Annotated in this window: 28 protein-coding genes; 13 read left to right on the top strand and 15 right to left on the bottom strand. The window is 64.6% G+C overall.

What is annotated here, in order from left to right; translation table 11 throughout:
• Position 1 precedes the first annotated feature (1 nt).
• Entirely contained in the window at positions 2-397 is a 396-nt protein-coding gene (locus G8O24_RS14585) for a VOC family protein (RefSeq protein WP_188100318.1), read from the bottom strand.
• 101 nt (positions 398-498) lie between these two features.
• On the opposite strand from G8O24_RS14585, the gene G8O24_RS14580 reads away from it, so the two are divergent.
• Entirely contained in the window at positions 499-1,203 is a 705-nt protein-coding gene (locus tag G8O24_RS14580) for a TetR/AcrR family transcriptional regulator (protein ID WP_202988758.1), read from the top strand.
• 102 nt (positions 1,204-1,305) lie between these two features.
• Here the strand turns inward: G8O24_RS14580 and G8O24_RS14575 are convergent, their stop codons facing one another.
• From G8O24_RS14575 to G8O24_RS14555, 5 genes are all read right to left on the bottom strand, one after another.
• Positions 1,306-2,124 (bottom strand): aldo/keto reductase, encoded by an 819-nt coding sequence (locus G8O24_RS14575; protein WP_188100316.1) that lies wholly within the window; start codon positions 2,122-2,124, stop codon positions 1,306-1,308.
• 128 nt (positions 2,125-2,252) lie between these two features.
• Complete coding sequence (locus G8O24_RS14570) at positions 2,253-3,818, bottom strand: alkaline phosphatase D family protein (protein ID WP_188100314.1); 1,566 nt, start codon at positions 3,816-3,818, stop codon at positions 2,253-2,255.
• 118 nt (positions 3,819-3,936) lie between these two features.
• Positions 3,937-4,356 carry a hypothetical protein gene (locus tag G8O24_RS14565; protein WP_188100313.1) on the bottom strand — a complete coding sequence of 140 codons (420 nt, stop codon included), beginning with the start codon at positions 4,354-4,356 and terminating at the stop codon, positions 3,937-3,939.
• 108 nt (positions 4,357-4,464) lie between these two features.
• The gene (locus G8O24_RS14560) at positions 4,465-5,466 is read right to left on the bottom strand and encodes an NAD(P)H-dependent flavin oxidoreductase (protein WP_188100312.1); all 1,002 of its coding nucleotides are present in this window, start codon (positions 5,464-5,466) and stop codon (positions 4,465-4,467) included.
• Between the two features lie 68 nt (positions 5,467-5,534).
• Positions 5,535-6,272, bottom strand: a complete 738-nt coding sequence (locus G8O24_RS14555; protein ID WP_188100311.1) for an SDR family oxidoreductase — start codon at positions 6,270-6,272, stop codon at positions 5,535-5,537.
• 158 nt (positions 6,273-6,430) lie between these two features.
• On the opposite strand from G8O24_RS14555, the gene G8O24_RS14550 reads away from it, so the two are divergent.
• Positions 6,431-6,895, top strand: a complete 465-nt coding sequence (locus tag G8O24_RS14550) for a winged helix-turn-helix transcriptional regulator (protein ID WP_188100310.1) — start codon at positions 6,431-6,433, stop codon at positions 6,893-6,895.
• Between the two features lie 216 nt (positions 6,896-7,111).
• Here the strand turns inward: G8O24_RS14550 and G8O24_RS14545 are convergent, their stop codons facing one another.
• The 4 genes from G8O24_RS14545 to G8O24_RS14530 all read right to left on the bottom strand — a co-directional run bounded on the left by G8O24_RS14545 (position 7,112) and on the right by G8O24_RS14530 (position 10,632).
• Entirely contained in the window at positions 7,112-8,731 is a 1,620-nt protein-coding gene (locus G8O24_RS14545) for a DHA2 family efflux MFS transporter permease subunit (RefSeq protein ID WP_188100309.1), read from the bottom strand.
• Complete coding sequence (locus tag G8O24_RS14540) at positions 8,728-9,885, bottom strand: HlyD family secretion protein (protein WP_188100308.1); 1,158 nt, start codon at positions 9,883-9,885, stop codon at positions 8,728-8,730. The genes G8O24_RS14545 and G8O24_RS14540 overlap by 4 nt, the downstream gene beginning before the upstream one ends.
• 191 nt (positions 9,886-10,076) lie before the next feature.
• Positions 10,077-10,235: a hypothetical protein gene (locus G8O24_RS14535; RefSeq protein WP_188100306.1), complete on the bottom strand. Its 159-nt coding sequence runs from the start codon at positions 10,233-10,235 to the stop codon at positions 10,077-10,079.
• A 22-nt stretch (positions 10,236-10,257) separates the two neighbouring features.
• On the bottom strand, positions 10,258-10,632 hold the full coding sequence (locus tag G8O24_RS14530; RefSeq protein ID WP_188100304.1) for a PRC-barrel domain-containing protein: 375 nt from the start codon (positions 10,630-10,632) through the stop codon (positions 10,258-10,260).
• 135 nt (positions 10,633-10,767) lie between these two features.
• Here G8O24_RS14530 and G8O24_RS14525 point away from each other — a divergent pair, with 135 nt between their 5' ends.
• From G8O24_RS14525 to G8O24_RS14495, 7 genes are all read left to right on the top strand, one after another.
• Positions 10,768-12,555, top strand: coding sequence for a thiamine pyrophosphate-requiring protein (locus tag G8O24_RS14525; protein ID WP_188100302.1), 1,788 nt, complete (start codon positions 10,768-10,770; stop codon positions 12,553-12,555).
• Between the two features lie 2 nt (positions 12,556-12,557).
• Positions 12,558-12,785: a hypothetical protein gene (locus tag G8O24_RS14520; RefSeq protein ID WP_188100300.1), complete on the top strand. Its 228-nt coding sequence runs from the start codon at positions 12,558-12,560 to the stop codon at positions 12,783-12,785.
• A gap of 79 nt (positions 12,786-12,864) precedes the next feature.
• On the top strand, positions 12,865-13,416 hold the full coding sequence (locus G8O24_RS14515; RefSeq protein WP_188100298.1) for a DUF4142 domain-containing protein: 552 nt from the start codon (positions 12,865-12,867) through the stop codon (positions 13,414-13,416).
• 226 nt (positions 13,417-13,642) lie between these two features.
• Complete coding sequence (locus G8O24_RS14510) at positions 13,643-14,533, top strand: SDR family oxidoreductase (RefSeq protein WP_188100388.1); 891 nt, start codon at positions 13,643-13,645, stop codon at positions 14,531-14,533.
• Between the two features lie 77 nt (positions 14,534-14,610).
• The gene (locus G8O24_RS14505; protein WP_188100296.1) at positions 14,611-15,195 is read left to right on the top strand and encodes a phosphatase PAP2 family protein; all 585 of its coding nucleotides are present in this window, start codon (positions 14,611-14,613) and stop codon (positions 15,193-15,195) included.
• Entirely contained in the window at positions 15,192-15,539 is a 348-nt protein-coding gene (locus G8O24_RS14500) for a DUF3147 family protein (RefSeq protein WP_188100294.1), read from the top strand. Before G8O24_RS14505 ends, G8O24_RS14500 begins: the two co-directional genes overlap by 4 nt.
• Positions 15,539-16,015 carry a hypothetical protein gene (locus G8O24_RS14495; RefSeq protein WP_188100292.1) on the top strand — a complete coding sequence of 159 codons (477 nt, stop codon included), beginning with the start codon at positions 15,539-15,541 and terminating at the stop codon, positions 16,013-16,015. The genes G8O24_RS14500 and G8O24_RS14495 overlap by 1 nt, the downstream gene beginning before the upstream one ends.
• Before the next feature lie 148 nt (positions 16,016-16,163).
• Here the strand turns inward: G8O24_RS14495 and G8O24_RS14490 are convergent, their stop codons facing one another.
• A complete protein-coding gene (locus G8O24_RS14490) occupies positions 16,164-16,322 on the bottom strand; it encodes a hypothetical protein (RefSeq protein WP_188100290.1) in 159 nt (52 codons plus the stop codon).
• Positions 16,323-16,495: 173 nt separating this feature from the next.
• Here G8O24_RS14490 and G8O24_RS14485 point away from each other — a divergent pair, with 173 nt between their 5' ends.
• A complete protein-coding gene (locus G8O24_RS14485; protein WP_188100288.1) occupies positions 16,496-16,744 on the top strand; it encodes a hypothetical protein in 249 nt (82 codons plus the stop codon).
• Between the two features lie 155 nt (positions 16,745-16,899).
• Here the strand turns inward: G8O24_RS14485 and G8O24_RS14480 are convergent, their stop codons facing one another.
• The 3 genes from G8O24_RS14480 to G8O24_RS14475 all read right to left on the bottom strand — a co-directional run bounded on the left by G8O24_RS14480 (position 16,900) and on the right by G8O24_RS14475 (position 17,636).
• Entirely contained in the window at positions 16,900-17,106 is a 207-nt protein-coding gene (locus G8O24_RS14480; RefSeq protein ID WP_188100286.1) for a hypothetical protein, read from the bottom strand.
• A gap of 82 nt (positions 17,107-17,188) precedes the next feature.
• The gene (locus G8O24_RS45145; RefSeq protein ID WP_283815549.1) at positions 17,189-17,320 is read right to left on the bottom strand and encodes a hypothetical protein; all 132 of its coding nucleotides are present in this window, start codon (positions 17,318-17,320) and stop codon (positions 17,189-17,191) included.
• Between the two features lie 121 nt (positions 17,321-17,441).
• A complete protein-coding gene (locus tag G8O24_RS14475) occupies positions 17,442-17,636 on the bottom strand; it encodes a hypothetical protein (RefSeq protein WP_188100284.1) in 195 nt (64 codons plus the stop codon).
• Between the two features lie 98 nt (positions 17,637-17,734).
• Between G8O24_RS14475 and G8O24_RS14470 the strand changes: the two genes are divergently transcribed.
• On the top strand, positions 17,735-18,244 hold the full coding sequence (locus tag G8O24_RS14470) for a DUF4142 domain-containing protein (RefSeq protein WP_188100282.1): 510 nt from the start codon (positions 17,735-17,737) through the stop codon (positions 18,242-18,244).
• A 5-nt stretch (positions 18,245-18,249) separates the two neighbouring features.
• Here the strand turns inward: G8O24_RS14470 and G8O24_RS14465 are convergent, their stop codons facing one another.
• Positions 18,250-18,543, bottom strand: coding sequence for a hypothetical protein (locus G8O24_RS14465; RefSeq protein ID WP_188100280.1), 294 nt, complete (start codon positions 18,541-18,543; stop codon positions 18,250-18,252).
• A gap of 285 nt (positions 18,544-18,828) precedes the next feature.
• Here G8O24_RS14465 and G8O24_RS14460 point away from each other — a divergent pair, with 285 nt between their 5' ends.
• Positions 18,829-25,125: a HAMP domain-containing protein gene (locus G8O24_RS14460; RefSeq protein WP_188100278.1), complete on the top strand. Its 6,297-nt coding sequence runs from the start codon at positions 18,829-18,831 to the stop codon at positions 25,123-25,125.
• A 13-nt stretch (positions 25,126-25,138) separates the two neighbouring features.
• On the top strand, positions 25,139-26,632 hold the full coding sequence (locus G8O24_RS14455; protein WP_188100276.1) for an HWE histidine kinase domain-containing protein: 1,494 nt from the start codon (positions 25,139-25,141) through the stop codon (positions 26,630-26,632).
• Positions 26,633-26,640 lie beyond the last annotated feature (8 nt).

Below are 26,640 nucleotides of genomic sequence, written 5' to 3'. Positions count from 1 at the left end.
TTCATGCTGCCGATGCCGCATCGACCCGCGTCGCAGGAGCACTGAAGACGTTGACCGGATTGCCGTCTGGATCGCGGAAGAGCATCGACCGGTTGCCCCAGGGCATGTCCTTTGGCTGCTGGAGCCAATCGCGCACCAGGCCATCGACCCGCCGACGCTCGGCATCGACGTCGACGACTTCGAACTCCAGGATGGCCGAACCATTGGCGGCACCGCGCCACGAACCGCCGTGCATCTGCTCGGCAGACCGGCGGCTGACGATGGCGAGAACTGCTCCGCCCGGGCGGAACTCAACGTAGTCGTCGCTTCCGCGCGGATCCGCATTCAACAATACCGCGTAAAAACCCGCCAGCCGCGGCACGTCGTCGGTGACCAAGCGTGTAGAGGCGAAGCGCATCGCGTATCTCCCGCTGAAGTTACAGTACGATACCGTATCGTAGTGGAGTGACGGACGTCAACCAGGCCCATGAATCGTCAAAGCCGAACGGGGATGGCATGATGAAACAGACGCGATCAGGGAAGAGACTTGATCTGAAGAGACTTGATCTTAAGAGACTTGGCTGGATGAAGGACCAACAATCAAACTCCCTTGATAAGCGCGTCGAGCGCTCCCGGACCAAGGTCCTGGCCGAGACTTACCGACAGCTCATGCGGAACGGCATTGCCGGCGTCAGCATCGATGCCATTTCACGCCAGTCAGGGGTTTCGAAGACCACGATTTATCGCCATTGGCCCTCGCGTTCAGCACTTCTGCTGCACGCCTGTGCGCAATTTGGCGGGCCTGCACCCATTCCCGATACCGGCAGTCTGCGTGGCGACCTGCGGACACTCCTCGACGGCCTCGCCGCGCAGCTCGCTGACGAGATGTGGGGCAGCGTCTATCCTTCCATCCTCGACGCTGCGGAACGGGATCCGGAAATTGCTGCTCTGCAGAGCCGGATGCACCGGACCTTCATGGCCCCGTTTGAACAGGTCCTCGACCGAGGTCGCGAGCGGGGCGAGCCTTCGGTGCAGGGCCGCGGCACCGGCATCCTTGTCGCGGAATTGGTTGGCCCGCTTTTCTTCCGTCGATGGTTCTCGCGGGAGAAGATCGACTCCGCCTTCTTGGCAGACGTCCTCGACAGTGCACTGGTCAGGCGTGCGGGCATGAGGCCGCTGCCGCACGCAGCCTCGCGCAAGCGCACGGGAAGGAAGAAATCTTGAAAATACGAAGCCCGCTCCGGGTCACGAGCAGTGGTGCTCTGATCAAGCATAGGATCTTTGCCCGTCCCAAAGCCGACATCGCAGCTGTTGCAAGTGACGGCGCTAGTCCCACGCCGGCGCGAAGCCTGGATTGACGCAGCGCCTATCCTTGGGCAGGGCGGCGATTGTCCTGCGATCAGCATCGTCGAGCGTGATCTTCAGCGCATCCAGATTGGCCTGCTGACTCTCGCGGCGCGAGGCCTTCGGGATGGCGGCGACGCCATCCTGGTCGAGCAGCCACTTCAACGCGACCTGTGCGGCGCTGGCGTCGTGCTTGGTGCCGATCTCCGCGAGCACCGGGTCCGACGCAATGCGCCCCTGCGCCAGCGGGCAGTAGGCGACCAGCGGGATCGACTTCGCCTTGAGATAGGCCAGAACCTTCGATTGATCGAGCATCGCGTGATATTCGACCTGGTTGCAGGCGATCGGCGCCTTGACGTCCTCGACCGCGATCTTGAGCAGCGCCGTGGTGAAATTGGCAACGCCGATCGCGCGCGTGCGCCCCTCCTCCTTCAGCTTCATCAGGGTCTCGAACACCGCGCCCCAGTTGGCCGATCGCGACGGCCAGTGCACCAGATAAAGGTCGACGTGATCGAGCCTGAGCTTGTTCAGGCTGGCGTCGAAGGCCCGGCGGATCGCGTCCGGCGCCAGATTCTCGTGCCAGACCTTGGTCGTGACATGCAGCTCGCGCCGCGGCACGGCGGCGGCTGCCAGCGCGGCGCCGATCGCCTCCTCGTTGGCGTACATTTCGGCGGTGTCGATGTGGCGATAGCCGATCGACAGCGCGCTCTCGACCGCCGCACGGCAGGCATCGCCCTGCATGCGGTAGGTGCCGAGGCCGAGCTTGGGCATGCTGATGCCCTGTGTTTTCAAATTGTCCATTGAACGGGCTCCTTAAGGCATTTCAATCCGCCGAGCGCGCGCGGCGATGCCGCGTGAGCAGACCCTTTGGTGATGGAAAAGAGGTGGCGGGAAGGACCACCATAGCGCGCCGGGCGCAAGGCGGCCAATCACGAATGCTGAGCCACCAGGGCCGGGCGCGCCTGCGGTTGCGGCACCAGGTCGACTGACCAGAGGTCGCGGTTGTCGACATCTTTCAAGGTCACCGTCATCACGCCGCTGGCGCCGTCGATGTCGACGCGGCCGAAAAACTGCAGGCCGAAGCAGGGTGCGAGGTTCTCGCCTTGGGCCTCGCTGCAGCCATTCCGGTACATCGCCACAGGGCCAAACGTGTTGTCGAGTTCGCCCGGCCCCCAGGTGCCGGCATGGAGCGGGCCGGAGACGAATTCCCAGAACGGCTCGAAATCCTGAAACTGGGCCTGGTTCGGATCGTAATAATGCGCGGCGGTGTAATGCATGTCGGCGGTCAGCCAGACGATGTTGCGGACGCCGGCGTGCTTGATCGCGCTCAGGAGGTCGGCGACCTCATGCTCGCGCCTGTCAGGCGGGCCGTCGCCGAGCGCGACGGCATCGAGGCTGATCAGCCCGATCGGCAGGTCGGCCGCGATCACCTTCCAGGTCGCGCGCGAGGCGGCGAGCTCTCGCTTCAGCCAGGCGAGCTGCTCGGCGCCGAGGATCCAGCCGCGACGATCGTCACCCTTGTTCCAGGTGTCGTCGCGATAGCTGCGCATGTCGATCATGAAGACGTCGAGCAGCGGGCCATAAGCGATCTTGCGATAGACGCGGCCTTGTCGCGCGCCAATGTCCCGGATCGGCATGAAATCGAAGAAAGCGCGGCGGGCGCGCGCGACCAGGCGCGGCGTGCCGTCGTCCTCAAAGCCGGCCGCGTCATAGCTGCCGGTCGGCGACCAGTCGTTGGTCACCTCGTGATCGTCCCATTGCGCGAGCATCGGCACCTCGGCGTGGAAGGCGCGAAAATGCTCGTCGAGATGATTGTAGATGTAGTTGCCGCGGAACTGCGCCAGCGTGTGCGCGACCTGCGATTTCTCCTCGGTCACGATGTTGCGCCAGATCTCGCCGTTCGGAAGTTGCTGCTCGGACGGAATCGTGCAATCGGCATAGATGTGATCGCCGGAGTGGATGAAGAAATCCGGCCGGTTGGCGAGCATGGTGCGATAGCTGCGATAGCCGCCGCGCGAGAGGTCGATGCCCCAGCCCTGCCCCGCGACATCCCCCGACCACAGGAACGAGATCGACTGGCCGGCAGCCGGGGCGGTGCGAAAATGGCCGACACGGCTCTCGCCGGCGATGCCGGTCGCGATGTCGTCGAAGCGCACGCGATAGAAGATGTCTTGCCCTGATGGCAGACCGTCGAGCTGCAGCTTGGCGGTGAAGTCTGCGTCCGGCAGGGCGTCGCGCGACGCCGCCGCGATGATGCTCTTGAAGCTCTCGACGGTCGAGCATTCCACCTGCATGCGCGCGGGCCGGTCGGCGCGCGCCCAGATCACGGCCGAGCCATCGGAGACGTCGCCTGATTGAATGCCGCCCGCGATCTGCGGGCGATCGGCGGCGCGGCCGATGCCGGGCTTTGCGAGCGAAGCGATGGCGAGCGAGGATGTGGAGCGGACCAGAAACTGCCGTCGGGTCCATGCGCGCGAGGCGCGGAGCGTTGCCATCCAGGAGACCTTCGTCGAATCGCGACGGAAGGTGCCTGCGTCGTTTGACGGCTGGCTTACGTTTCCTTGACTCCGCGCCGACGGTTTTGCGACGCGGAGGTGACGGTCTCAGACTTGGTCAGTGCTTCCAGTTGCAGATGCCGCCGGAGCGGCACGGCCAGGTCTGGATGCGGGTGTCCATCGCCTGGGCGTCGAGCGGATTGCCGTGGCGATGGGCAAGCCTGGTGCGGGCCGCGCCACGCGGCTGGGTGCTCTTCGTGTGGGCGATCTTCGGCTCGGAGACACGCACGCGTTCGGCCGCGATCTTTTTCGGCACATCGACGGGCTCGGCGCGGGCCTGCGGCTCGTTGCCGCCCCTCGCCTCCAGCGCAACCGGCGCGAAGTGCGTCTCGGGGCCGAGCCGCTTTGGCGACAGCACGGCCTTGGACAGATCGAGACCGAGATATTCGTCGGGCTTGTAGTCTTCAGCGCGCGCGACACCGCCCACCGCCAGCGCGAGGGCAATGACAATCGCCAAGGGAATGCTTTTCAGGACCACGGACGCCTCCTGAAATCTTGATGTTAAGAAGTAATTTACTCCTATTTAGGAGCCGCCGCGGGCAATTCCAGCGGTCAATTGTCTCTGTGGTTAAGAAGTTTGGCGGTGTCAGGCGACCTTTCGCGTCGCTCCCGTCCCATCGAGGAACCCGATCAACCTGTTGCGGATGATCTGTTCGGCCTCCGCCATGATGCGATCGACCAGTTCCTTGCAGGAGGGAATGTCGTGGATGAGGCCTGCGACCATGCCGCAGCTCCAGGCCCCGGCATCCATCTGCCCGTCCAGCATGACCTTGGGATAGACGCCGGCGACCTGGTCGTGGATGTCCTCGATCGTCAGCTTGTCGCCCTTGGCATGCTCGATCTCGAGCAGGCGGTCGACGTTGGCGTTCTTCAGCACGCGCTCGGTGTTGCGCAGAGCCCGCATGATCAGGCGGGTGTCGAGCTCGGTCGCGGCGACCAGCGCGTTCTTCACGTTCTGATGCACCGGCGCCTCCTTGGTCGCGATGAAGCGCGTGCCCATGTTCATGCCCGCCGCGCCCAGCGACAGCGCCGCGACCAGGCTGCGCCCGTCGGCCATGCCGCCGGAGGCCACGAACGGGATCTTCAACTCCTCGGCCGCGCGCGGCAATAGGATCATGTTGGGAATGTCGTCCTCGCCGGGATGACCACCGCACTCAAAGCCGTCGACGCTGACGGCATCGCAGCCGATCCGCTCGGCCTTCAGCGAATGGCGGACCGAGGTGCATTTGTGGATCACCTTGATGCCGGCCGCCTTCAGCGCGGGCATGTATTGTTCGGGGCTGCGGCCCGCAGTCTCGACCGCCTTGATGCCGCCTTCGACGATGGCTGCGATGTATTCCGGATAAGGCGGTGCCGAAAAGGTCGGCAGGAAGGTGAGGTTCACGCCGAACGGCTTGTCGGTCATGTCGCGGCAGCGCGCGATCTCCTTGGCGAGCAGCTCCGGCGTCTTCTGGGTGAGGCCGGTGATGATGCCGAGCCCGCCGGCATTGGAGACGGCCGCCGCCAGCTCGGCAAAGCCGACGAAATGCATGCCGCCCTGGATGATGGGGTGCTCGATGCCGAACAGCTCGGTGATCGCGGTCTTCACTTCAATGTCCTCCCGGAATTTTGCTTCAGCTTGCTTGGGACCAGTCTAGCCGGACATCCGCGCCGCGGTCACCATTTCTCTCCGAACGGGCGGATCTCCATCTCGAAGGTCCAGGCGCTCTTCGGCTGCTGATAGAGCTGCCAATAGGAGTCAGCGACGGCCGATGGCGGCATCAAGAGATCGGGATTGTCGAGCGCGTTGGGGCCGAGCGCCTCGAGCCGGCGCTGCCGTACCCATTCGGTGTCGACGCCGGAATCGATGATGAGATGGGCGACGTGGATGTTCTTCGGCCCGAGCTCGCGCGCCATCGCCTGCGCCACCGCACGGAGGCCGAACTTGGCGCTGGCAAACGCCGCAAAGCCGCTGCCGCCGCGCAGGGACGCGGTCGCGCCGGTGAAGAAGATGTTGCCGCGGCCGCGCGGCAGCATCAGCCGCGCCGCCTCGCGCCCGGCAAGAAAGCCGGAATAGCAGGCCATTTCCCACACCTTGCGAAACACGCGCTCGGTGGTGTCGAGGATCGGAAAATTGACGTTGGCGCCGACATTGAAGATGCAGACCTCGAGCGGCGCGTGCCTGTCGGCATCGTTGAGAAAAGAGATGATCTCCTCCTCCTTTCGCGCGTCCAGCGAGCGCGCATGGATCTCGCCGCCGGCCGCCTCGATGTCCTTCACCAGCGGCGCGAGCTTGTCGCCGTTGCGGCGGCCCGCATAGATCGAAAAACCTTCGCCTGCGAATTTCTTGGCAATCTCGGAGCCGATGAAATCGCCGGCCCCGATCACGGCCGCGGTCGCGTTTCGCTTGGGCAAGGTCGCCTCCAGAGGTTGAGAGCGTGTGATTGGGGCCGAGGCTATAGTTCCAAAATAGAACTGTCAAATCTGAATCGCTGATGCTAGTTTACAGGCGAAATTTCTCAGATCATTCAAGTCAGTTCCTTTTTCTGACTGACCGTGCCGGAGACCGGATCGTGAAGTGGGATACGCTGGACGAAGAGCCCTGCTCGCTCTCCCGCACCGTCGCCGTGGTCGGCGACCGCTGGACGCTGCTGATCCTGCGCGAGTGTTTCCTGCGCGTGCGCCGTTTCGAGGCGTTCCAGTCCTCGCTTCAGATCACGCGGCACCTTCTGTCCGAGCGGCTGAAGAAGCTGGTCCGCTTCGGGATCCTCCGGCGCGTGCCCTATTCCGAGACGCCGAAGCGTTACGAATACATCCTGACGCAGAAGGGGCTCGACCTCTATCCCGTCATCATGGCGATGGTGCATTGGGGCGACACCCACATGGGCGACGAGCGCGGCCGCCCGCTGCTGCACGAGCACAAGACCTGCGGCAAGCTGTTCGACCCGGTGATGGTCTGCTCGGAATGCGGCGAGGTGCTGCATGCGAAACAGGTGCATGTGCATGCGGGGCCGGGGCGGAAGGAAGCGGTGGGGTGAACGGCGGCGAGTAGCCTGCAAGTTCCGTCATCCTGAGGCGCGAGGCATGGGACGCAACGCGTCCCATGGGGAGCCTCGAAGGATGCACGGCCCCGATGCAGCCGGGCCGTCGCCCTTCGAGGCTCCCCTTACGGCGCTGTCGCGCCGTAAGGGTCACACCTCAGGGTGACGGGGACAAGAGATGGCTGCAGAGACACTGATCCACATCGTCCCCGCTCAATGCCCTCGCGCCGGCGCGCCGAGATCGATCGGGCGCAGCACGGCCGCGATCGGAATCATCAGCACGGCGATGATCGCGAGCGTCCAGAACACGTCGATATAGGCGAGGAAATCGACCTGCTGCTGCAAGGTCCTTCCAACCCAGGCGACCGCCTGCGACGCCGCATCGCTCGCATTCGAGCCCTGGGCCTGGAAGAAGCGCGTCATCGTATCGATGCTCTGCTGATAGCCGAGATCGGACGGCGCTGCGTGCTCGATCAGGCGGCTCTGATGGAATTGCTGACGCTGGGCCAGAACCGTCTGCGCCAGCGCCACGCCCATCGAGCCGCCGATGTTGCGGGCGACGTTGATCAGCGCCGAGGCCTGATTGGTCTTGTCGGGCGGCACGCCGTCGTATGAGGCGGTCGTGACCGGCAGGAACAGGAACGGAAGGCCGATCGCGAGGAAGATGCGCGACAACGCGGCATAGCCGTAGGTAATATCGCCGTTCAGCCCTGTGAGATGCCACATCGAGAACGCGACGACCATTGCGCCGAACATGATCAGATATTTGGGCTGCACCGTGCCGACCAGCCGACCGACCACCGGCATCAGCAGCAGCGTCGCAATGCCGCCGGGCGACAGAGCCAGACCAGCCAGCATCGCCGTGTAGTTCAGCTCGGTCTGGAGCAATTGCGGCAGGATCTGCGTGGTCGAGATCAACACCGCGCCGGTGCCGAGCATGACCAGGAAGCAGGCGCCGAACTGGCGGCGGCCGAGCAGGCGGAGATCGATGATAGGCTCGTCGCGCGTCAGCTCCCACGGGATCAACGCAAGCAATGACACCGCCGAGAGCACAGCGAAGCTGATGATCAGATTGGATCCGAACCAGTCGTTGCGCTGGCCTTCATCGAGCACATATTCGAGCGAACCAAGCCCGATCGCGACCAGCGCGAAGCCGACATAGTCGACCCGCAGGCCCTTGCTCAGCAGCTTCTCCCGCTCCTCCTCCGCCCCCGACGGCTCCTTCACCAGCGTGCCGACCAGGAACAGCGAAAGCAGCCCCATCGGCACGTTGATCAGGAACACCCAGTGCCAGCTGTAGGTGTCGGTGATCCAGCCGCCGAGCGTTGGCCCGACCACCGGCGCGACGACCACAGCGACGCCGTAGATGGCAAAGGCCTGTCCCCGCTTCTGCGGCGGGAAGGAGTCGGCAAGGATCGCCTGCTCGCTGGTGGCCATGCCGCCGCCGCCGAGCCCTTGCAGGATGCGGAACAGCACCAGCGATTGCAGATTCCAGGCGAAGCCGCACAGCAACGACGCCACCGAGAAGGTGGCCACACACATCATGTAGAAGCGCTTGCGACCGATCACGGTCGACAGCCAGCCCGAGATCGACAGCACGATGGCGTTGGCGACGAGATAGCTGGTGATGACATAGGTGCTCTCGTCGATCCCGACCGCGAGGCCGCCGGCGATGTGGCGCAGCGCGACATTGGCAATGGTGGTGTCGAGCACCTCCATGAAGGTCGCAATCGAAACCACGAAGGCGATGAGGTACGGATTGTGGCCACCGGCGGCCGAACGTTCCGGCGACCAGCCGCCGGCGGATGCGCCGTCCTGCGTCGTATCCGTCATCGCACCCTGGTCCAGGGCACGACCGACATGCCGGGACCGACAGGCAAATCGGCCGGCCAATTGTCGACCACGATCTTCACCGGCACGCGCTGCACCACCTTCACATAGTTGCCGGTGGCGTTCTCCGCCGGCAGCAGGCTGAAGGCCGTGCCGGAGCCCGGCTGCACCGAATCGACATGGCCGGTCAGCTGGCGTCCGGGATAGGCATCGATGCGGATCTCGACCGGCTGGCCCGGCCGCATGTCGTTGAGCTGGGTCTCCTTGTAGTTGGCGACGATCCATACATCGTCGGGCACGAACATCATCAGGCTCTGGCCGGCGGTGACGAACGTGCCCTTGGCGCCCGACAGCTTGACGACACGACCGGATTGCGCGGCGACGACGCTGGTGTACTGCAGATTGAGCCTGGCTTGATCCAGTTGCGCCTGCGACTGCTGGAGCTGCGCCTTGGCGCCTTCGAGCTGGGCTTGCAGACTCTTGATGCCGACTTGCGCGGCGATCACCGCGGTCTTGCTGCGCTCGGTGTTGGCCTGCTGGGCCTGAAGATCGGAGCGGGTCTGTTGCTGGCGCTGCACGGTGCCGGCGCCCTTCTCGACCAGATCCTGCGCCCGGTTGAACTCCTCCTGCGAGAACTGAAGCTGGGCCTGCGCCTGCTCGAGCTGCGCCTGAGCCTGCTTGATCTGCTCCTCCTGGGAATCGATCTGCGCCGCGACATTGGCGATGTTGGCCTTGGAGACCTCGACCTGCGCATTGGCCTGATCGACGGCAATGCGATAGTCGCGCTCGTCGATCCTGGCGAGAATATCTCCGGCATTGACGTGCTGATTGTCCGTGACCGGGATGTCAGTCACGTAGCCGCCGACTTTCGAGGCCACGGAAAAGCTGCGCGCGGCGACGAAGGCGTCGTCGGTGGATTCGTAGTGACGGACTTCCAGCCAGTAGAGCAGGCCGCCGACCAGAGCTGCGATCAGCACAATGGCGATGACGGTGGCGAGCAGCCAGTGCTCGGCGATGCGCTGGCGCAACGTCGGGGTTTTGTCGGGCCCGCCGGTCTCTGCCTTGCTGTCGTGCTTGGCCTCCGGCGAATTCTTTGGAGCTTCCGCCTTCCGCGGTTGCTCCGCGGACGGCCCACGCTCCCGGGTTTGAGCATCCACTTGCAAACACCTCGATCGGGATTACGGCTGCGGCGAACGGGCTCGGCGATGCACGCATGCCGGGAGCCTAACCGCAGCGCGGAAACATGGTTCCGGCTTGCGACATCGCCGCCGTCATTCGTGAATGCACCTGCGCAAAAAAGAAGCGCGGCGCCGTGGTGCCGCGCTCCGCTCGACGCCGACGCGCCTCGTCAGTGCGTCTTGGTCTCGTGCCACTTCTCGAGATCGGGCTTCACCTTGTCCGATCCCTGCTCTTTCTCTGGAGTGCCCTTCCAGGGCGTGTTGGTTTGCCTGTGCGAACCCCAGTCCGTCTGATCGCGGGGATCCTCATCGGGCCGTTCCTTACTCATGGATCTGCCTTTCTGCAAAAGCTCAGGCGAACGGAACGCCGTAATAGGCGTTGATGCCGCGCATGGCGGCGTCATCGCCCCAGTTCCAATCGCTGCGCTCGCCATATTTCGGCGCGCCTTCGAGCGCCTTGGCGGTGATGCCGGTGACGTAGCCACCGAGTTCGGTGTCGTATTTCAGCGATTGCCAGGGCAAGGGATAGTGATCGTTGCCGAGCCCCAAGAATCCGCCGAAGCCGAGCACGGCGTAGGACACCTTGCCGCTGACCTTGTCGATCATCAGCCGCTCGATTGAACCGATCCGGTTGCGGTCGGCCCCATAGACCGATGTTCCCTCGACCTTGTCGCTGCCGATCAACCGGCCCATCTCGCTGCGATCCAGCTCGCCTTGATTCAACATCTCGATTCTCCACTCAGCCAGTGTGTAATCAACTGAAGTGAAGGGGTGATCGTTCCAGTCGCTGCCCGCGGCCCAACAGGAACATCGCCGGGAACGCGCTGTTCTTGATGTTCAGCAATTCAGGAGCCGCCCGCAATGTCCCAGACCGTCTCCGACTTCATCGTCCAGCGCCTGCACCAATGGGGCGTACGCCACATCTTCGGCTATCCCGGCGACGGCATCAACGGCGTGTTCGGCGCGATGAACCGTGCCGATGGCAAGATCGGCTTCGTGCAGACCCGGCACGAGGAGATGGCGGCGTTCATGGCATCAGCCTATGCGAAATTCTCCGGCGAGCTTGGCGTCTGCATTGCGACATCGGGCCCCGGCGCATCGCATCTGATCACCGGGCTCTACGACGCCCTGCTCGATCACCAGCCAGTGCTGGCGATCGTCGGACAGCAGGCGCGAAATGCGCTCGGCGGGAGCTATCAGCAGGAACTCGATCTCGTCTCGATGTTCAAGGACGTCGCGGGCGCCTATGTCGCGCAAGCCTCCTCTCCAGCCCAGGTGCGGCACTTGATCGATCGGGCGGTGCGCATCGCGCTCGCGCACCGGGCCCCCACGGCTATCATCCTGCCCAACGATCTCCAGGAAGAGCCCTACGAAGCGCCGCCGCGCGCGCATGGCACCCTGCATTCCGGTGTCGGCTATTGCGCCCCGCGCGTGGTCCCGCGCGAGGCCGAACTCGATCATGCCGCGGAGGCGCTCAACGCCGGCAAGAAGGTCGCGATGCTGATCGGCGCCGGCGCGCTGCAGGCTACCGATGAAGTCATTGCGGTGGCCGACCGACTGTCCGCGGGCTGCGCCAAGGCGCTGCTCGGCAAGGCGGCGCTGCCGGACGATCTGCCCTGGGTGACGGGCTCGATCGGGCTGCTCGGCACCGAACCCAGCTATAAAATGATGATGGAGTGCGACACACTGCTGATGGTCGGTTCCGCATTCCCTTATGCAGAATTCCTTCCAAAGGAGGGCGCTGCGCGCGGGGTGCAGATCGACATCGACGCCGGCATGAGTTCGATCCGCTTCCCCATGGAGGTCAGCCTGGTCGGCGACGCCGCGGAGACCCTGCAAAGCCTGCTGCCGCGGCTTGCGCCCAAGAGCGACGGCGCCTGGCGCAAGGGCATCGCGGAGAACGTCGCCAAATGGTGGAAGACGCTCGACGAGCGTGCGCATCAACCCGCAGCGCCGATCAATCCACAACTCGTCGCCTGGGAACTCTCGCCGCGCCTGCCCGACCGCGCCATCATCACCAGCGATTCCGGCTCCTGTGCCAACTGGTTCGCGCGGGATCTCAAGATGCGGCGCGGCATGACGGCCTCGCTCTCGGGCGGACTCGCCTCGATGGGCGCCGCGGTTCCTTATGCGCTCGCCGCGAAATACGCCCATCCGGATCGGCCGGTGATCGCGCTGGTCGGCGACGGCGCCATGCAGATGAACAACATGGCCGAGCTGATCACCGCGGCGAAATACTGGCGATCCTGGCGCGACCCACGCCTCATCGTCTGCGTTTTCAACAACGAGGATCTCAACCAGGTCACCTGGGAACAGCGCATCATCAACGGCGATCCCAAATTCGAGGCGTCGCAGCGCATTCCCGACGTGTCCTATTCCCGCTTCGCCGAGATGATCGGCCTCACCGGCATCTTCGTCGACAGCCCGCAGCTGCTCGGCTCGGCCTGGGAGCAGGCGCTGGCAAGCGAAATGCCCGTCGTGCTGGAGGTGAAGACCGATCCCGAAGTGCCGCCGCTGCCGCCGCACATCACCTTGCAGCAGGCGAAGAATTTTTCGCTCGCCTTGCTGAAAGGCGACCCCAACGAGAGCAGCATGATCAAGGGCGCGGCGCGCCAGATGCTTGAAACGATCCTGCCTGGAAAGGAGTGACGATGAGCGATTTCCGCGACATTCAGCACGGCGTCAACGATCCCGTGCACGGCCTCGACGTCAAACGGCAGGTGAACGACAACAAGACCGCGCACGAGCAGGCGCAGCACCACGCGGACGTCCGCGCCGATGCAACCGCGACGCCGGCCGAACCGTTTCTCCCGGAACGATTGCGGCGAAAGGCGACCGACCCGATCAATCCGCGCAGCGGCCGGCATCCGACGGATTAGGAACCTCGGCCCGGTCCCCGTGTTGGTCGCCGCAAAGCTCCGCGCGGTAGGCTGCGCGGCTGATCAGAGGGACCGGACCATGAAACGTACCGCCATCGCCTTCGCCTGCGTGCTTCTCGCAGGCCCTGCTCTCGCCCAGTCGCTTGGCGAGAAGACCGGCGTCAATTCCGCACTGGGCGTTGCGCCCGCGACGGCCGATTTTGTCAAGGAGGTCGCCATCAGCGACATGTTCGAAATCGAGTCGAGCAAGCTCGCCGAGCAGAAAGGCAACGCGCAGGAGAAGAGCTTTGCGCAACAGATGGTCACCGACCATACCAAGACCAGCAGCGAGCTGAAAGGCCTCGTCGGTAATGGCAAGGTCCAGGCGACCTTGCCGACCGCGCTCGACAGCTCGCACCAAAGCAAGCTGGACAAGCTCAAGAGCGCCTCGGGCAAGGATTTCAGCTCGGACTACAACTCCTACCAGGTCAGCGCCCACGAAGACGCCGTGTCGCTGTTCGAACGCTATGCCAATGGCGGCGACAATTCGGCGCTGAAGGATTGGGCGGGCAAGACCCTGCCCGCGCTCAAGCACCACCTCGACATGGCCAAGGAACTCGGCAAGGCGCCGAGCGTCGGTCAATCCAAGTAATCTCTTGCCAAGTAATGAACGCTGAACAATTCGAGGACGCCGGCCGCGCCGGCGTCCTCGATATTTTTGCAACGAGGCTGATCTCCGCGCATTGGATTGCGACATTGCGGAGAGCAGCATGACCCAGCACGACAAGACCTCATTATCCCGCCGGCAGATCGTTCACGCCGCGAGCGCCACGTTCGCGGCGGCCTCGCTGGCATCGTCGACAGCGAAAGGAGACACCATGGCAGAGCAAGAGCTGATTGATCCCGTCACCCGCTATCCGAAGCCGCCGTTCAAGAAGCAGTCGCAGCCCTGGCCCGGCCTTGCCGGCAAGATGGAGCCGCGACCTGATCACGGCGAAACCAGCTACAAGGGCTCGGGTCGCCTCGCCGGCCGCAAGGCGCTGATCACGGGCGGCGATTCAGGCATGGGCCGGGCGGCCGCGATCGCATATGCGCGCGAAGGCGCCGACGTCGCCATCAACTATCTGGCGGCGGAGGAGCCGGACGCGCAGGAGGTGATCGCGCTGATCAAGAAGGAGGGCCGCACCGGCCTCGCCATCCCCGGCGACCTCAAGGACGAAGCATTCTGCAGACAGCTGGTGGAGCAGGCCATTCAGGGTCTGGGCGGTCTCGACATCATCGTCAACAACGCGGCGCGGCAGCAGACGCGCGCTTCCATCCTCGACGTCTCCAGCGAGGATTTCGATGCGACCATGAAGACCAACATCTACGCGCCGTTCTGGATCATCAAGGCCGCGCTGCCGCATCTCAAACCGGGATCCTGCATCATCGGCACCACCTCCGAGCAAGCCTACGATCCCTCGCCCGATCTCTACGACTACGCCCAGACCAAGGCGGCGACCATGAACTACGTGAAGTCGCTGGCGAAGCAGCTCGCCTCCAAGGGCATCCGTGTCAACGGCGTTGCGCCAGGGCCGATCTGGACGCCGCTCCAGGTCTCGGGCGGTGCCACGATGGAGAAGCTCGAAAAGTTCGGCGGGATGACGCCATTGGGGCGCCCCGGCCAGCCTGCCGAGCTGGCCTCGATCTATGTGCAGCTCGCCGCGGCCGATGCGAGCTACGCGACCGGCCAGGTCTATGGCTCTGCGGGAGGATCGGGACAACCATAGCACCTCAGTTCAGGAACCATCGTCGGCGCTCGGCTTTACAAAACTGTCATAGTGAACCTTACGCCGACACTGGATCGATGGCGCTCGTAACCGTCAAGCCAACGCGGATCGATGTCGCGATCGCCAATGAGATCGCCGATCACACCAGCCCGGAGCTCGAGCAGACCGCCGAAGCGCTGACCTGGGGCGCCGACGAACATGTGCTACTTGCGCTTGCCGCCGCCGGTTGGCTCTATACCAGACGCCGGCCCACCGAAGAGCGCCGCGTGGCCGACCACCTCCTCCTTGTGTCGCTGGCGACGGCCGCACTTCCGCATGTCCTGAAATCCGTGTTCGATCAGATCAGGCCGGATCGGGTGACGGTGCGGGGCCATCGCCGCGGCGTTCCGTTCTCGGGACGGGCGCGCGATGCCTTTCCGTCCGGCCATGCCGTGCATATGGGAGCGCTGGCGTCCGCGGCCGGCCTGCTGCCGCCGGCCCGGCGACGCCTGGTGCGCACGATCACGACGGCTTTGTCGTTCACCCGCGTGGCGCTACTCGCGCACTGGGCCAGCGATGTGGTCGCAGGCTTTACCCTCGGCGTCCTCGTCGAGCGGATATTGAGGCCGTGGACCCTCGCAGGACGCAGCAGGGCTTCCGCGGATCGGCGAGCGCGACCATGACCGAATACGTCCTCCGCTTCATTGCCGGCGGCCTCATCGTGTCCGTCTTCGCAATCCTCGGCGACATGTTGCGGCCCAAGAGTTTCGGCGGCCTGCTCGGCGCCGCGCCATCGGTGGCGCTGGCCACATTGAGCATCGCCGTCGTCCAGCACGGAGCGCAATATGCCGCGGCCGAAAGCTGGACCATGATGTATGGTGCGGCTGCCCTCGCCTGCTACAGCATTGCCGTCTGCCATCTCCTGATGAGATTTCGTTTCGCGGCGCTGCCTGCGACGATCGTTGCCTTCGTCGTCTGGCTCGCGGTTGCCTTTGCCCTGCTGGCAGGTTTCGGGGGTGCTGCCTGATGCCGGTCAAGCTGTCATGGTCGGCCCTGAAGCAGACGCGAGGGTACGAGTACGCTGTTCGCTTCCTGCTCGGTGGCCTGGCGACGGTCTTCGCAGGCGTCGTGAGCGCAGGTTGCGGCGTCGCCATCGGCGGGCTCTTCCTCGCACTCCCCGCCATCTTCTGCGCCAGCGCGACACTGATCGAGAGCCACGAGCGTCGTGCCAAGGAGAAATCGGGCCTCCGCGGCGACCGACGCGGGCAGCAGGCCGCGGCATTGGACGCTGCAGGAGCGGGTCTCGGAAGCATCGGCCTCGCCGCCTTTGCAGCTGTGTTCTGCGTGACGGTGTCGGCCAGTGTCATTGCCGCCTTTGCGGCCGCGATCCTTGCTTGGGCCGCAGTGTCGGTATCGGCATGGCTGATGAGGCGGAAGCTTCGCGCCACCACGCGCCACCAGGGTGAAGCGCAGTCAGTGAGAGGGCGCGGCCGTCTCACGTAGCCTCAGGAAATCGTACATGTCCGCGGCAGCCTGAAGCTGCTCGAGACGCGTGGCGATGGCATTCCGTTCGCATCCGTCCGGCAGGCGCGCCAACTCATGTTCCAGCCGCAGCCTCTGTGCGTCGAGACGTTGCGCGAAGGTGTGGGGCTCAGATCGTCTTCGCATCGTCGCTCCTTGGTGGTTGCAGGCCGGGACTATTGGCCCAGCGTTCGACCTGATCGATGACCTTCTGGTGGCTTGGGCGCACTGGCTTCGGCGCTTCGGGCTCTTCGGAAAGTTTGCGGGGTAACCGGACTTCGTCCGTCATGACGGCTCTCCCTTTGCAGGAGAATGCGCCAGCGGGCCAGTCGTTTCAATATTAACTTATTGATTTTGCTTGTATTTATTACTCAGTTGGGGATATTGCCGACTCTTGCGGAACTCGCGCCAAGTTCGTCCGTTGAGTAAACTGCTCAACTTACTCACCGCGCGTGACCGACCATGAACGACCTTCGCGCCGAGCGTCTGCAGGTCATGCTGTCTCCGGACGAGCTGGCCGCAGTTGACGATTTCCGGTTCAAGCACCGGATGCCGACCCGTGCCGCGGCGGTCCGCGAACTCCTCAAGTTCGGCCTCGCCGCCGCAGGCGTTGACGCCGCGGCTGGGATCAAGTCGAGCAGCTTCGGCGTGTTCGGCCGCGGGCCTGACGGCCACACCCAGAACGAACCCGACAGCGGCAACGACGACTGATCCATAACATCTCGCAAAGCCAAACGACCCCGGCACGGTGAGTGCCAGGGCCGTGGAGATTGCTTCCGGATCACCGGGGGCATGACAACCGGAAGCAACCAGTCGACGTTTGGTAAGACGATTCGTTCCTGAAGCGCGATGATGCTTTGGCGAATTCAGCCGCTCGGCGCCGAACCGGAATCATCCGGCGTCATGCCGGAGCCCGGTGTCTTGCTGCCGTCGTCGAGCTTGGGATCGCGCGTGGCCTCACGCGACGGCGAGTCCTTCTGGTCCGTCTTGTGCACCGTCTGTGCGCGCTGCTTGTCACGCGGCTGATCTTCCGCGTGCTTGTCCTTGACGATGCCGTGATCGGAATGTGCCATGGGGTCCTCTCGCCTCATCCGATGCTTCGAAGCCATACGCTCCGAGGCGCGGAATGTTCCTGATGAGCGAGAGATACCCGCGCTAGCTATGCGCCGCACGCACCGCGATGGATGCGTTTTCCTGATGCACCTGCCGGACCGTCGTCACCGTCGCGAACGCGACCGAAATGCCAAAGGCGAGAATGAGTGAGAGAAGCGCCAGACGTGGAGCCATCGCAAAACCTCCTTCTGGAATCGAAAAAATCAGTGCGATCGACTATTCCCCTGATGATCCTTGATTGGTCTCGTTGTTTCCGTGAGCCGTCTCACACCCGGCACCACGAAAACGCAAGTCGTCATGCGTCCTCTCGACGCCGAATCCCGACCTGAACGGGAGGGACTTCACCATCGAGCCAGTCCTGCTCTTTCGCCAGCGCCGTCCAGGCGTCCGCCATGCGCGAATAGCGATTATAGGCCGGTCGCCCTTCCGAGCGCTCGGCCAATTGCAGGCAGTTCTCGGCGTTGTCCCTGAAGATGTCAGACTGTTTCATGGGATAAGACGTGGGTACGGAACCCCTCGCCCGCAACAGTCCTTACGGGATCGTAAGGTCCACCGGAACCTGACGTCGCCATCGATCGTTACACAGCCATGAGGATCCTCGTCGCCATCGTCCTGGCCTTCATCACCACCGCGGCGCTTGCCGACAGCACGGGCGAGCGGATGCGCGGCGACCGCGCGCCTGACGCGACAGACGTCATCAGTGGCCTCTATGCATTCAGCCGCTTCCAGCAGGGCCTGTTGGAGAGCACCGATCTGAAAGGCAATGCCGAGGTCAAGAACCTCGCCGCCTTGCGCGCCGAAGAAGCTGCAAAGCGCGACAAGGCATTGAAGGCGATTCAGGACAGGATTGGAACCGAGCCGCGGGTCAGCAAGACGACAGCCGACGCCAGCCTCGCCACGCCCGATGATCTGGACGGGCCGGCCTATGTCAGAAGCTTCTATGCTGCCCAGATCCCCGAATACGAAGCCGCAATCGACCTGCTCGCGCGCTATATCAAAACGCCCGACAATCCCGCCCTCGCAGCCTTTGCGCGCGAGCACCTGCCCGTGCTTCGTGCGCAGTTGAAGGACGCCGAGCGCACCATCGCCGACAAATAGAAGCCCTATCTGTCTTCCGGGTGATGCTGCTGGTCCAGCGGCCGCTTGGTACGATTGCTCTCCGGCATCTTGTCCCGGCCGGCATCGCCATTGGCATCCTTGCCGCCCGACGTCGAGGTGCCGCTGCCGCTGGGATTTGACGTGGAGGCCGTCCCCGTGGTTTGCGAATCCGCATGCGGGGTGGCGGAGCTTGCGGCGGGATCGCCGGTCACCGCTCCGCGCCCACTGGGCGCGCCGGCCTGACCAAGAGCCGATCCGGTGGCGAACAATGCGGCGACAACGATCAATCCGGCTTTCATATCCGCTCTCCCTGTATCTGCTGAGCTAACCTTGGGCCTCTGCGGGCGTTCCTCGGCCGACGGCCGAGTTTCAGGATGGGAACGCGTCTACCTCAAGGCCATGAATTTTTTTGAGATCGGGGGAACTTTTCGCAGTCTTGCCGGTTGGGTTGCTTGGGCTGAGCACGGCAGGTTCCAATTCCTCGCGTCGCGACCTTGGCGCTTGATTTCGAATTTGGCTGACGCTCTATTTTGATCAGTCGCGTCACGCCTTGAGATTCGGGCGACGCCTGCGGGGGAATTAGTATGAGCGACCTCGATCCCGGAACAGCAGCACGCTCCGGTCGTCGCATCCCAAAACCCAAATCCAACGGCACGTCGGATCCGGATTCCCGGGCCGAACTGCTTCTCGCGCTGCAGGCGATGCGCAGCGGCGATTTCTCCGTACGCATGAGCGGCGACTATCTTGGCATCGACGGCAAGATTGCCGATACTTTCAACGAAATCATCGCCGCCAACCAGCGCATGGCCCAGCAGCTCGAGCTGGTCGGCCAGGTGGTCGGCCGCGAAGGCAAGACCCGCCAGCGCGTGAGATTCGGCCTTGCCTCGGGCTCCTGGGCCGACATGGAAGGCTCGGTCAACACCCTGATCGACGATCTGTTGTGGCCGACGCGTGAGGTGACGCGTGCGGTCGCGGCGGTGGCGCAAGGAGACCTGCTTCAGACCGTCAAGCTCGACGTCGACGGCCGCCCGCTCCGCGGCGAATTCCTGCAGTCGGCGAACATCGTCAACACCATGATCAAGCAGCTCGGCGTGTTCACCTCCGAGGTGACGCGCGTGGCGCGCGAGGTCGGCACCGAGGGCAAGCTCGGCGGCCAGGCGCAGGTGCCTGAGGTGACCGGCGTCTGGAAGGATCTGACCGAGAGCGTCAACTCGATGGCGAACAACCTGACCGACCAGGTTCGCAACATTGCGGAGGTGACGATCGCGGTCGCCAACGGCGACTTGTCGAAGAAGATCACGGTCGACGTCCGCGGCGAGATCCTGCAGCTCAAGGAAGCCATCAACACGATGGTGGACCAGCTGCGCTCCTTCGCCTCGGAAGTGACCCGCGTGGCGCGCGAAGTCGGCACCGACGGCAAGCTGGGCGGCCAGGCCATCGTGCCGGGCGTTGCCGGCACCTGGAAGGATCTGACTGATTCCGTGAACGCGATGTGCGGCAACCTGACCGCCCAGGTCCGCAACATCGCCAACGTGACCACGGCCGTGGCGCGCGGCGACCTGTCGCGAAAAATCACCGTGGACGTGCGCGGCGAAATCCTGGAACTCAAGGACACCATCAACACGATGGTGGACCAGCTCAACTCCTTCGCCTCGGAAGTGACGCGCGTGGCGCGCGAGGTCGGCACCGAGGGCAAGCTCGGCGGCCAGGCCCAGGTGCCCGGCGTCGCCGGCACCTGGAAGGACCTCACCGACAACGTCAACTTCATGGCCTCGAACCTGACCGCGCAGGTCCGCAACATCGCCGACGTCGCCACCGCCATCGCCGGCGGCGATTTGTCGAAGAAGATCACGGTGAACGTCTCGGGCGAGATCCTTCAGCTGAAGGAGACGCTCAACACCATGGTCGACCAGCTCAACGCCTTCGCCGGCGAAGTCACGCGCGTCGCCCGCGAGGTCGGCACCGAGGGACGGCTCGGCGGTCAGGCCAACGTGCTCGGCGTCGCCGGCACCTGGAAGGACCTGACGGAAAGCGTCAACTCGATGGCCTCGAACCTGACGGCGCAGGTTCGCAACATCGCCGAAGTGACGACGGCGGTCGCCGGCGGCGATTTGTCGAAGAAGATCACGGTGGACGTGCGCGGCGAAATCTTGGAGCTGAAGGACACCATCAACACCATGGTGGACCAGCTCAACGCTTTCGCCGGCGAAGTCACCCGCGTGGCGCGCGAGGTCGGCACCGAGGGCAAGCTCGGCGGCCAGGCCCAGGTGCGCGGCGTCGCCGGCACCTGGAAGGATCTGACCGACTCGGTCAATTCGATGGCCTCGAACCTGACCGGTCAGGTCCGTAACATCGCCGAAGTCGCAACCGCCGTCGCCAAGGGCGATTTGTCGAAGAAGATCACCGTGAACGTGTCGGGCGAAATCCTTCAGCTGAAGGAAACGCTCAACACCATGGTCGACCAGCTCAACGCCTTCGCCGGCGAAGTCACGCGCGTGGCGCGCGAGGTCGGCACCGAGGGCAAGCTCGGCGGTCAGGCCCAGGTGCCCGGCGTCGCCGGCACCTGGAAGGACCTCACCGACAACGTCAACTCGATGGCGGGCAACCTCACCGCCCAGGTCCGCAACATCGCCGAGGTCGCAACCGCCATCGCCGGCGGTGACCTGTCGCGCAAGATCACGGTGGACGTCCGCGGCGAGATCCTTCAGCTGAAGGACACGCTCAACACGATGGTCGACCAGCTCAACCGCTTCGCGGGCGAGGTGACGCGCGTGGCGCGCGAGGTCGGCACCGAAGGCCGCCTCGGCGGCCAGGCCAACGTGCCCGGCGTCGCCGGCACCTGGAAGGACCTGACCGACAGCGTGAACTCGATGGCGGGCAACCTCACCGCCCAGGTCCGCAACATCGCCGAAGTCACCACGGCCGTGGCGCGCGGCGACTTGTCGCGCAAGATCACCGTGGACGTGAAGGGTGAAATCCTCGAGCTGAAGAACACCATCAACACCATGGTGGACCAGCTCAACGGCTTCGCCGGTGAAGTCACGCGCGTGGCGCGCGAGGTCGGCACCGAAGGCAAGCTCGGCGGCCAGGCCGAAGTGCCAGGGGTCGCCGGCACCTGGAAGGACCTGACCGACAACGTCAACTTCATGGCCTCGAACCTGACGGCCCAGGTTCGCAACATCGCCGAGGTCGCGACCGCGATCGCCGGCGGCGATCTCTCCAAGAAGATCACGGTGGACGTCCGCGGCGAGATCCTGCTGCTCAAGGACACCCTCAACACCATGGTGGAGCAGCTGCGCTCCTTCGCCGCCGAAGTGACGCGCGTCGCGCGCGAGGTCGGCACCGAAGGCCGGCTCGGCGGTCAGGCCGTGGTGCCCGGCGTCGGCGGCACCTGGAAGGACCTTACCGACAACGTCAACCTGCTCGCCGCGAACCTCACCACGCAGGTCCGCAACATCGCCGAAGTCACCACCGCGGTGGCGCGCGGTGACCTGTCGCGCAAGATCACCGTGGACGTGAAGGGCGAAATCCTCGAGCTGAAGAACACCATCAACACCATGGTGGACCAGCTCAACGCCTTCGCCGGCGAAGTCACGCGCGTCGCGCGCGAAGTCGGCACCGAGGGCGAGCTCGGCGGCCAGGCCCAGGTGCCCGGCGTGGCCGGCACCTGGAAGGACCTCACCGACACCGTCAACTTCATGGCGGCGAACCTGACCGAGCAGGTCCGCGGCATCGTCAAGGTGGTGACCGCCGTTGCGAACGGTGATCTGAAGCAGAATCTCACCGTGAAGTCGAAGGGCGAGGTCGCAGCGCTCGCCGACACCATCAACAACATGACCGAGACGCTCGCGACCTTCGCCGACCAGGTGACGTCGGTGGCGCGCGAGGTCGGCGTCGAGGGCCGCCTCGGCGGCCAGGCCGACGTTCCCGGCGCGGCCGGCACCTGGAAGGACCTCACCGGCAACGTCAACCTGCTGGCGGCCAACCTCACCTCGCAGGTGCGCGCGATCGCGGAAGTGGCAACGGCGGTGACCAAGGGCGATCTGACGCGGTCGATCCAGGTCGACGCCCGCGGCGAAGTCGCCGAGCTGAAGGACAACATCAACACGATGATCACCAATCTCCGTCTCACGACGGAGCTGAACACCGAGCAGGACTGGCTGAAGACCAACCTCGCCAAGTTCACCAACATGCTGCAGGGCCAGCGCGATCTCGCCACCGTCGGCCGGCTGCTGCTGACCGAGCTGTCGCCGCTGGTGAATGCCCATACCGGGGTGATCTACCAGGTCGAGAACGAGGACAATCCGCAGCTCCTGCTGCTCGCCTCCTATGCCAGCGACGGGGTCTATCCCTATCAGCGCGTGCTGCAATTCGGCGAAGGCCTGATCGGCCAATGCGCGCTCGACCGGCGCCCGCGCGTGGTCGGCGACATCCCGGCAGACGTGGTGCCGATCAACTCGGCGCTGCTCCGTGTCGCCCCGAAGAACCTCGTGGTGCTGCCGGTGCTGTTCGAGGGCCAGGTGAAGGCGGTGATCGAGCTCGCCTCGCTGACCTCGTTCACGACCTCGCAAATGACGTTCCTGGAGCAGCTGACCGATTCCATCGGCATCGTGCTCAACTCCATCGAAGCGACGATGCAGACCGAAGGCCTGCTCAAGCAGTCGCAGCAGCTCGCCACCGAACTGCAGACGCAACAGCGCGAATTGCAGCAGACCAACGACCAGCTCGAGCAGAAGGCCCAGCAGCTCGCCGAGCGCAATGTCGAGGTCGAGCGCAAGAACCAGGAAATCGAGCAGGCCCGCCGCGCGCTCGAGGAAAAGGCGACCGAGCTCGCGCTGACCTCGAAGTACAAGTCCGAATTCCTCGCCAATATGAGCCACGAGCTGCGCACGCCGCTGAACTCGATCCTGATCCTCGGACAGCAGCTCACCGACAATCCGGACGGCAACCTCTCCGCCAAGCAGGTCGAATTCGCCCGCACCATCCACGGCGCCGGCACCGACCTTCTCAACCTCATCAGCGACATTCTCGACCTCTCCAAGATCGAGTCGGGAACGGTGACCGTCGACGCCGAGGAGATCCTCACCGCCAACCTGCTCGAGACGGTCGGACGGCCGTTCCGGCACGAGGCGGAGAATCGTAATCTGTCGTTCAAGATCGACGTCGATCCGAACCTCGCCCGCAGCATCGTGACCGACTCCAAGCGCCTGCAGCAAGTGCTGAAGAACCTTCTCTCAAACGCCTTCAAGTTCACCGCCGAAGGCGAAGTGCGGCTGAAGGTCGCCGGGGCGCTCGGCGGCTGGGGGACGGACCATCCGGTGCTGAACTCCGCGCCGGCCGTGATCGCCTTCGAGGTCTCCGATACCGGCATCGGCATTCCCCTGGAAAAGCAGAAGCTGATCTTCGAGGCGTTCCAGCAGGCCGACGCCGGCACCAGCCGCAAATATGGCGGCACCGGCCTCGGCCTTGCCATCAGCCGCGAGCTCGCGAGCCTGCTCGGCGGCGAAATCCATCTGCGCAGCTCGCCCGGCAAGGGCTCGACCTTCACGCTGTATCTGCCCCTGAAATATTCCGGCCCGACGCTGGCGCCGCGCACGGCACCGGCGCCGCAACAGTACAATCAGCCGCCGGCGCTGCAGCCGGCCGCGCCGGAGCAGCAGCGCGTCATCGAGCAGCTGCCTGACGACCGGCTCAACCTGGAGCCCGGCGACAGCATTCTCCTGATCGTCGAGGACGACCCGCATTACGCGCGCATCCTGGTCGATCTCGCCCGCGACAAGGGTTTCAAGGTGCTGGTCGCCGCACGCGGCGCAGAAGCGCTCGAGCTCGCAAAGCAGTATCAGCCGAGGGCCGTGTCGCTCGACGTGTTCCTGCCCGACATGCTCGGCTGGACGGTGCTGAGCCAGCTCAAGCACAACCCGCTGACGCGCCACATTCCGGTGCAGATCATCACGCTCGACGAAGACCGCCAGCATGCGCTGGCGCGCGGCGCCTTCTCCTTCGTCAACAAGCCGACGACGACCGAAGGGGTCTCTGCCGCGCTGACGCAGATCAAGGAATATGCGCGGCCGCGACGCAAGCGCCTGCTGATCGTCGAGGACAACGAGGCCGAGCAGCTGTCGATCCGCGAACTGCTGCATCACGACGACATCGAGATCGTGACCACCGCCACCGGCGCCGGCGCGCTCTCGACCTTGCGCGAATCGCCGTGCGATTGCGTCGTTCTCGATCTCAGGCTCCCCGACATGAGCGGCTTCGAGGTGCTCGATCAGATCCGTCGCGACGAGGCGCTGTCGAACGTTCCCGTCGTGGTGTTCACCGGCCGCGAGCTGTCGGCCGAAGAAGATGCGGAACTGCACACGATGGCCCGCAGCATCGTGGTCAAGGGCGTGGAATCGCCGGAACGCCTGCTCGACGAGACCGCGCTGTTCCTGCACCGCGTCATCACGGAGCTGCCGGTCGAGAAGCAGCGCATGCTGGAGAAGCTGAACAGTTCCGACGAGGATCTGATCGGCAAGACCGCGCTGCTGGTCGACGACGACGCCCGCAACATCTTCGCGCTGTCGAGCGTGCTGGAACGGCGCGGCATGAAGGTGCTGACGGCTACCACCGGCCGCGAGGCGGTGACGCTGGTCGAATCCAACCCGGAAATCGCGATCGTGCTGATGGACATCATGATGCCGCAGATGGATGGCTATCAGACCATCGGCGTGATCCGGGAGAACCCGGCCTTCCTGCGCCTGCCGATCATCGCGCTGACGGCGAAGGCGATGAAGGGCGACCGCGAGAAATGCCTGGAGGCAGGCGCCTCCGATTATCTCGCAAAGCCCGTCAACACCGATCAATTGCTGCTTGCGATCCGCATGTGGCTGCACCGCTGAGCTGGATCCGAGAATGGACCACGAAAAGGTCAATATCCTCCTCGTCGACGATCAGCCGGCCAAGCTGCTCGCCTACGAGGTGATCCTGAAGGAACTCGGCGAGAACCTCGTCGTCGCCTCGTCCGGCCGCGAGGCGCTGGAGGTGCTGCTCAAGACCGAGATCGCGGTGATCCTGGTCGACGTCTGCATGCCCGAGCTCGACGGCTTCGAGCTCGCGGCGATGATCCGCGAGCATCCGCGCTTCCAGAAGACCGCGATGATCTTCATCTCGGCGATTCAAGTCAGCGACATCGACCGGCTGCGCGGCTACGAGATGGGCGCGGTCGATTACGTGCCGGTGCCGGTCGTGCCCGAGGTGCTCCGCGCCAAGGTCAAGGTGTTTGCCGAGCTCTATCGCAAGACGCGCGAGCTCGAGCGGCTGAACCAGGATCTCGAGGATCGCGTCCGCGCCCGCACCGCCGAGCTGGAGAACTCCACCGCGAAGCTGCGCGAGAGCGAAGAGCGGCGCAGCATGGCGATCGCGGCCGGCAAGATGGGATCGTGGGACTGGGACTGGGTCAGCGGCGACTGGATGTGGGACGACGGACAATATCGCATCTTTGGCGTCAGTCCCGAGAACTTCGAAGTCAACCCGGCCAACGTTCAGGCCCTGCTGCATCCCGACGATGTCGATCAGCTGCGCAAGGCCATCGCCGAATTCAACAAGGGCACGCGCGCCTACGAGACGGAATTCCGCATCGTGCGACCCGACGGCGAGGTGCGCTGGTGCGTCGGCACTGCAGCCGCAACCGCCGATCCGAATGGTCGCGTGGTGCGGGTCAGCGGCGTTACCGTCGACATCACCGAACGCAAGCGCGCCGAGGAACGGCAGAACCTGCTCGCGCGCGAAGTCGACCACCGCGCCAAGAATGCGCTGGCGCTGGCGCAGTCCATCGTGCGCCTCACCCGCGCCGACGAAGTGAAGGCCTATGTCAATGCCGTCGAAGGCCGCATCAACGCCCTCGCCCGCGTGCACACCATCCTGTCGTTGTCGAGCTGGCAGGGCGCCGAGCTCTCCAAGCTGATCGACGAGGAGCTTGCGCCCTATTCGCCCGGCGGACAGATCAGGCTGGCGGGCCCCGAGGTACAGCTGCTGCCTGCGACCGCCCAGACGCTGGCGCTGGCACTGCACGAACTCTTCACCAATTCGGCGAAGTATGGCGCGCTCTCGACCCGGTCGGGGCGGCTCGCAATCGGCTGGGTGGTCGAGAACGATCTTCTCACGCTGACCTGGGAGGAGAGCGGAGGTCCGCTGGTCAGGACGCCGAAATCGCGCGGCTTCGGAACGAGAAGCCTTTTGGCCAGCGTCGAATCCCAACTCGGCGGACAGGCGCAATTCGACTGGCGTTCCGAGGGCCTTCTGTGCCGCCTCGAGGTGCCGTTGACGCGCAAGAGCGCGGCAAATTCGGCGGCGCAGGACAAGCTCGAGGCCGGCACCTCTCCCGAACTCCAGCGTGCGTTGGGTTAGAGCCTTTC

Origin of the sequence: Bradyrhizobium campsiandrae (assembly GCF_014529705.1) — a bacterium.
GTDB classification, from domain to species: domain Bacteria; phylum Pseudomonadota; class Alphaproteobacteria; order Rhizobiales; family Xanthobacteraceae; genus Bradyrhizobium; species Bradyrhizobium campsiandrae.
This window is presented reverse-complemented; position numbering and strand designations above follow the sequence as displayed.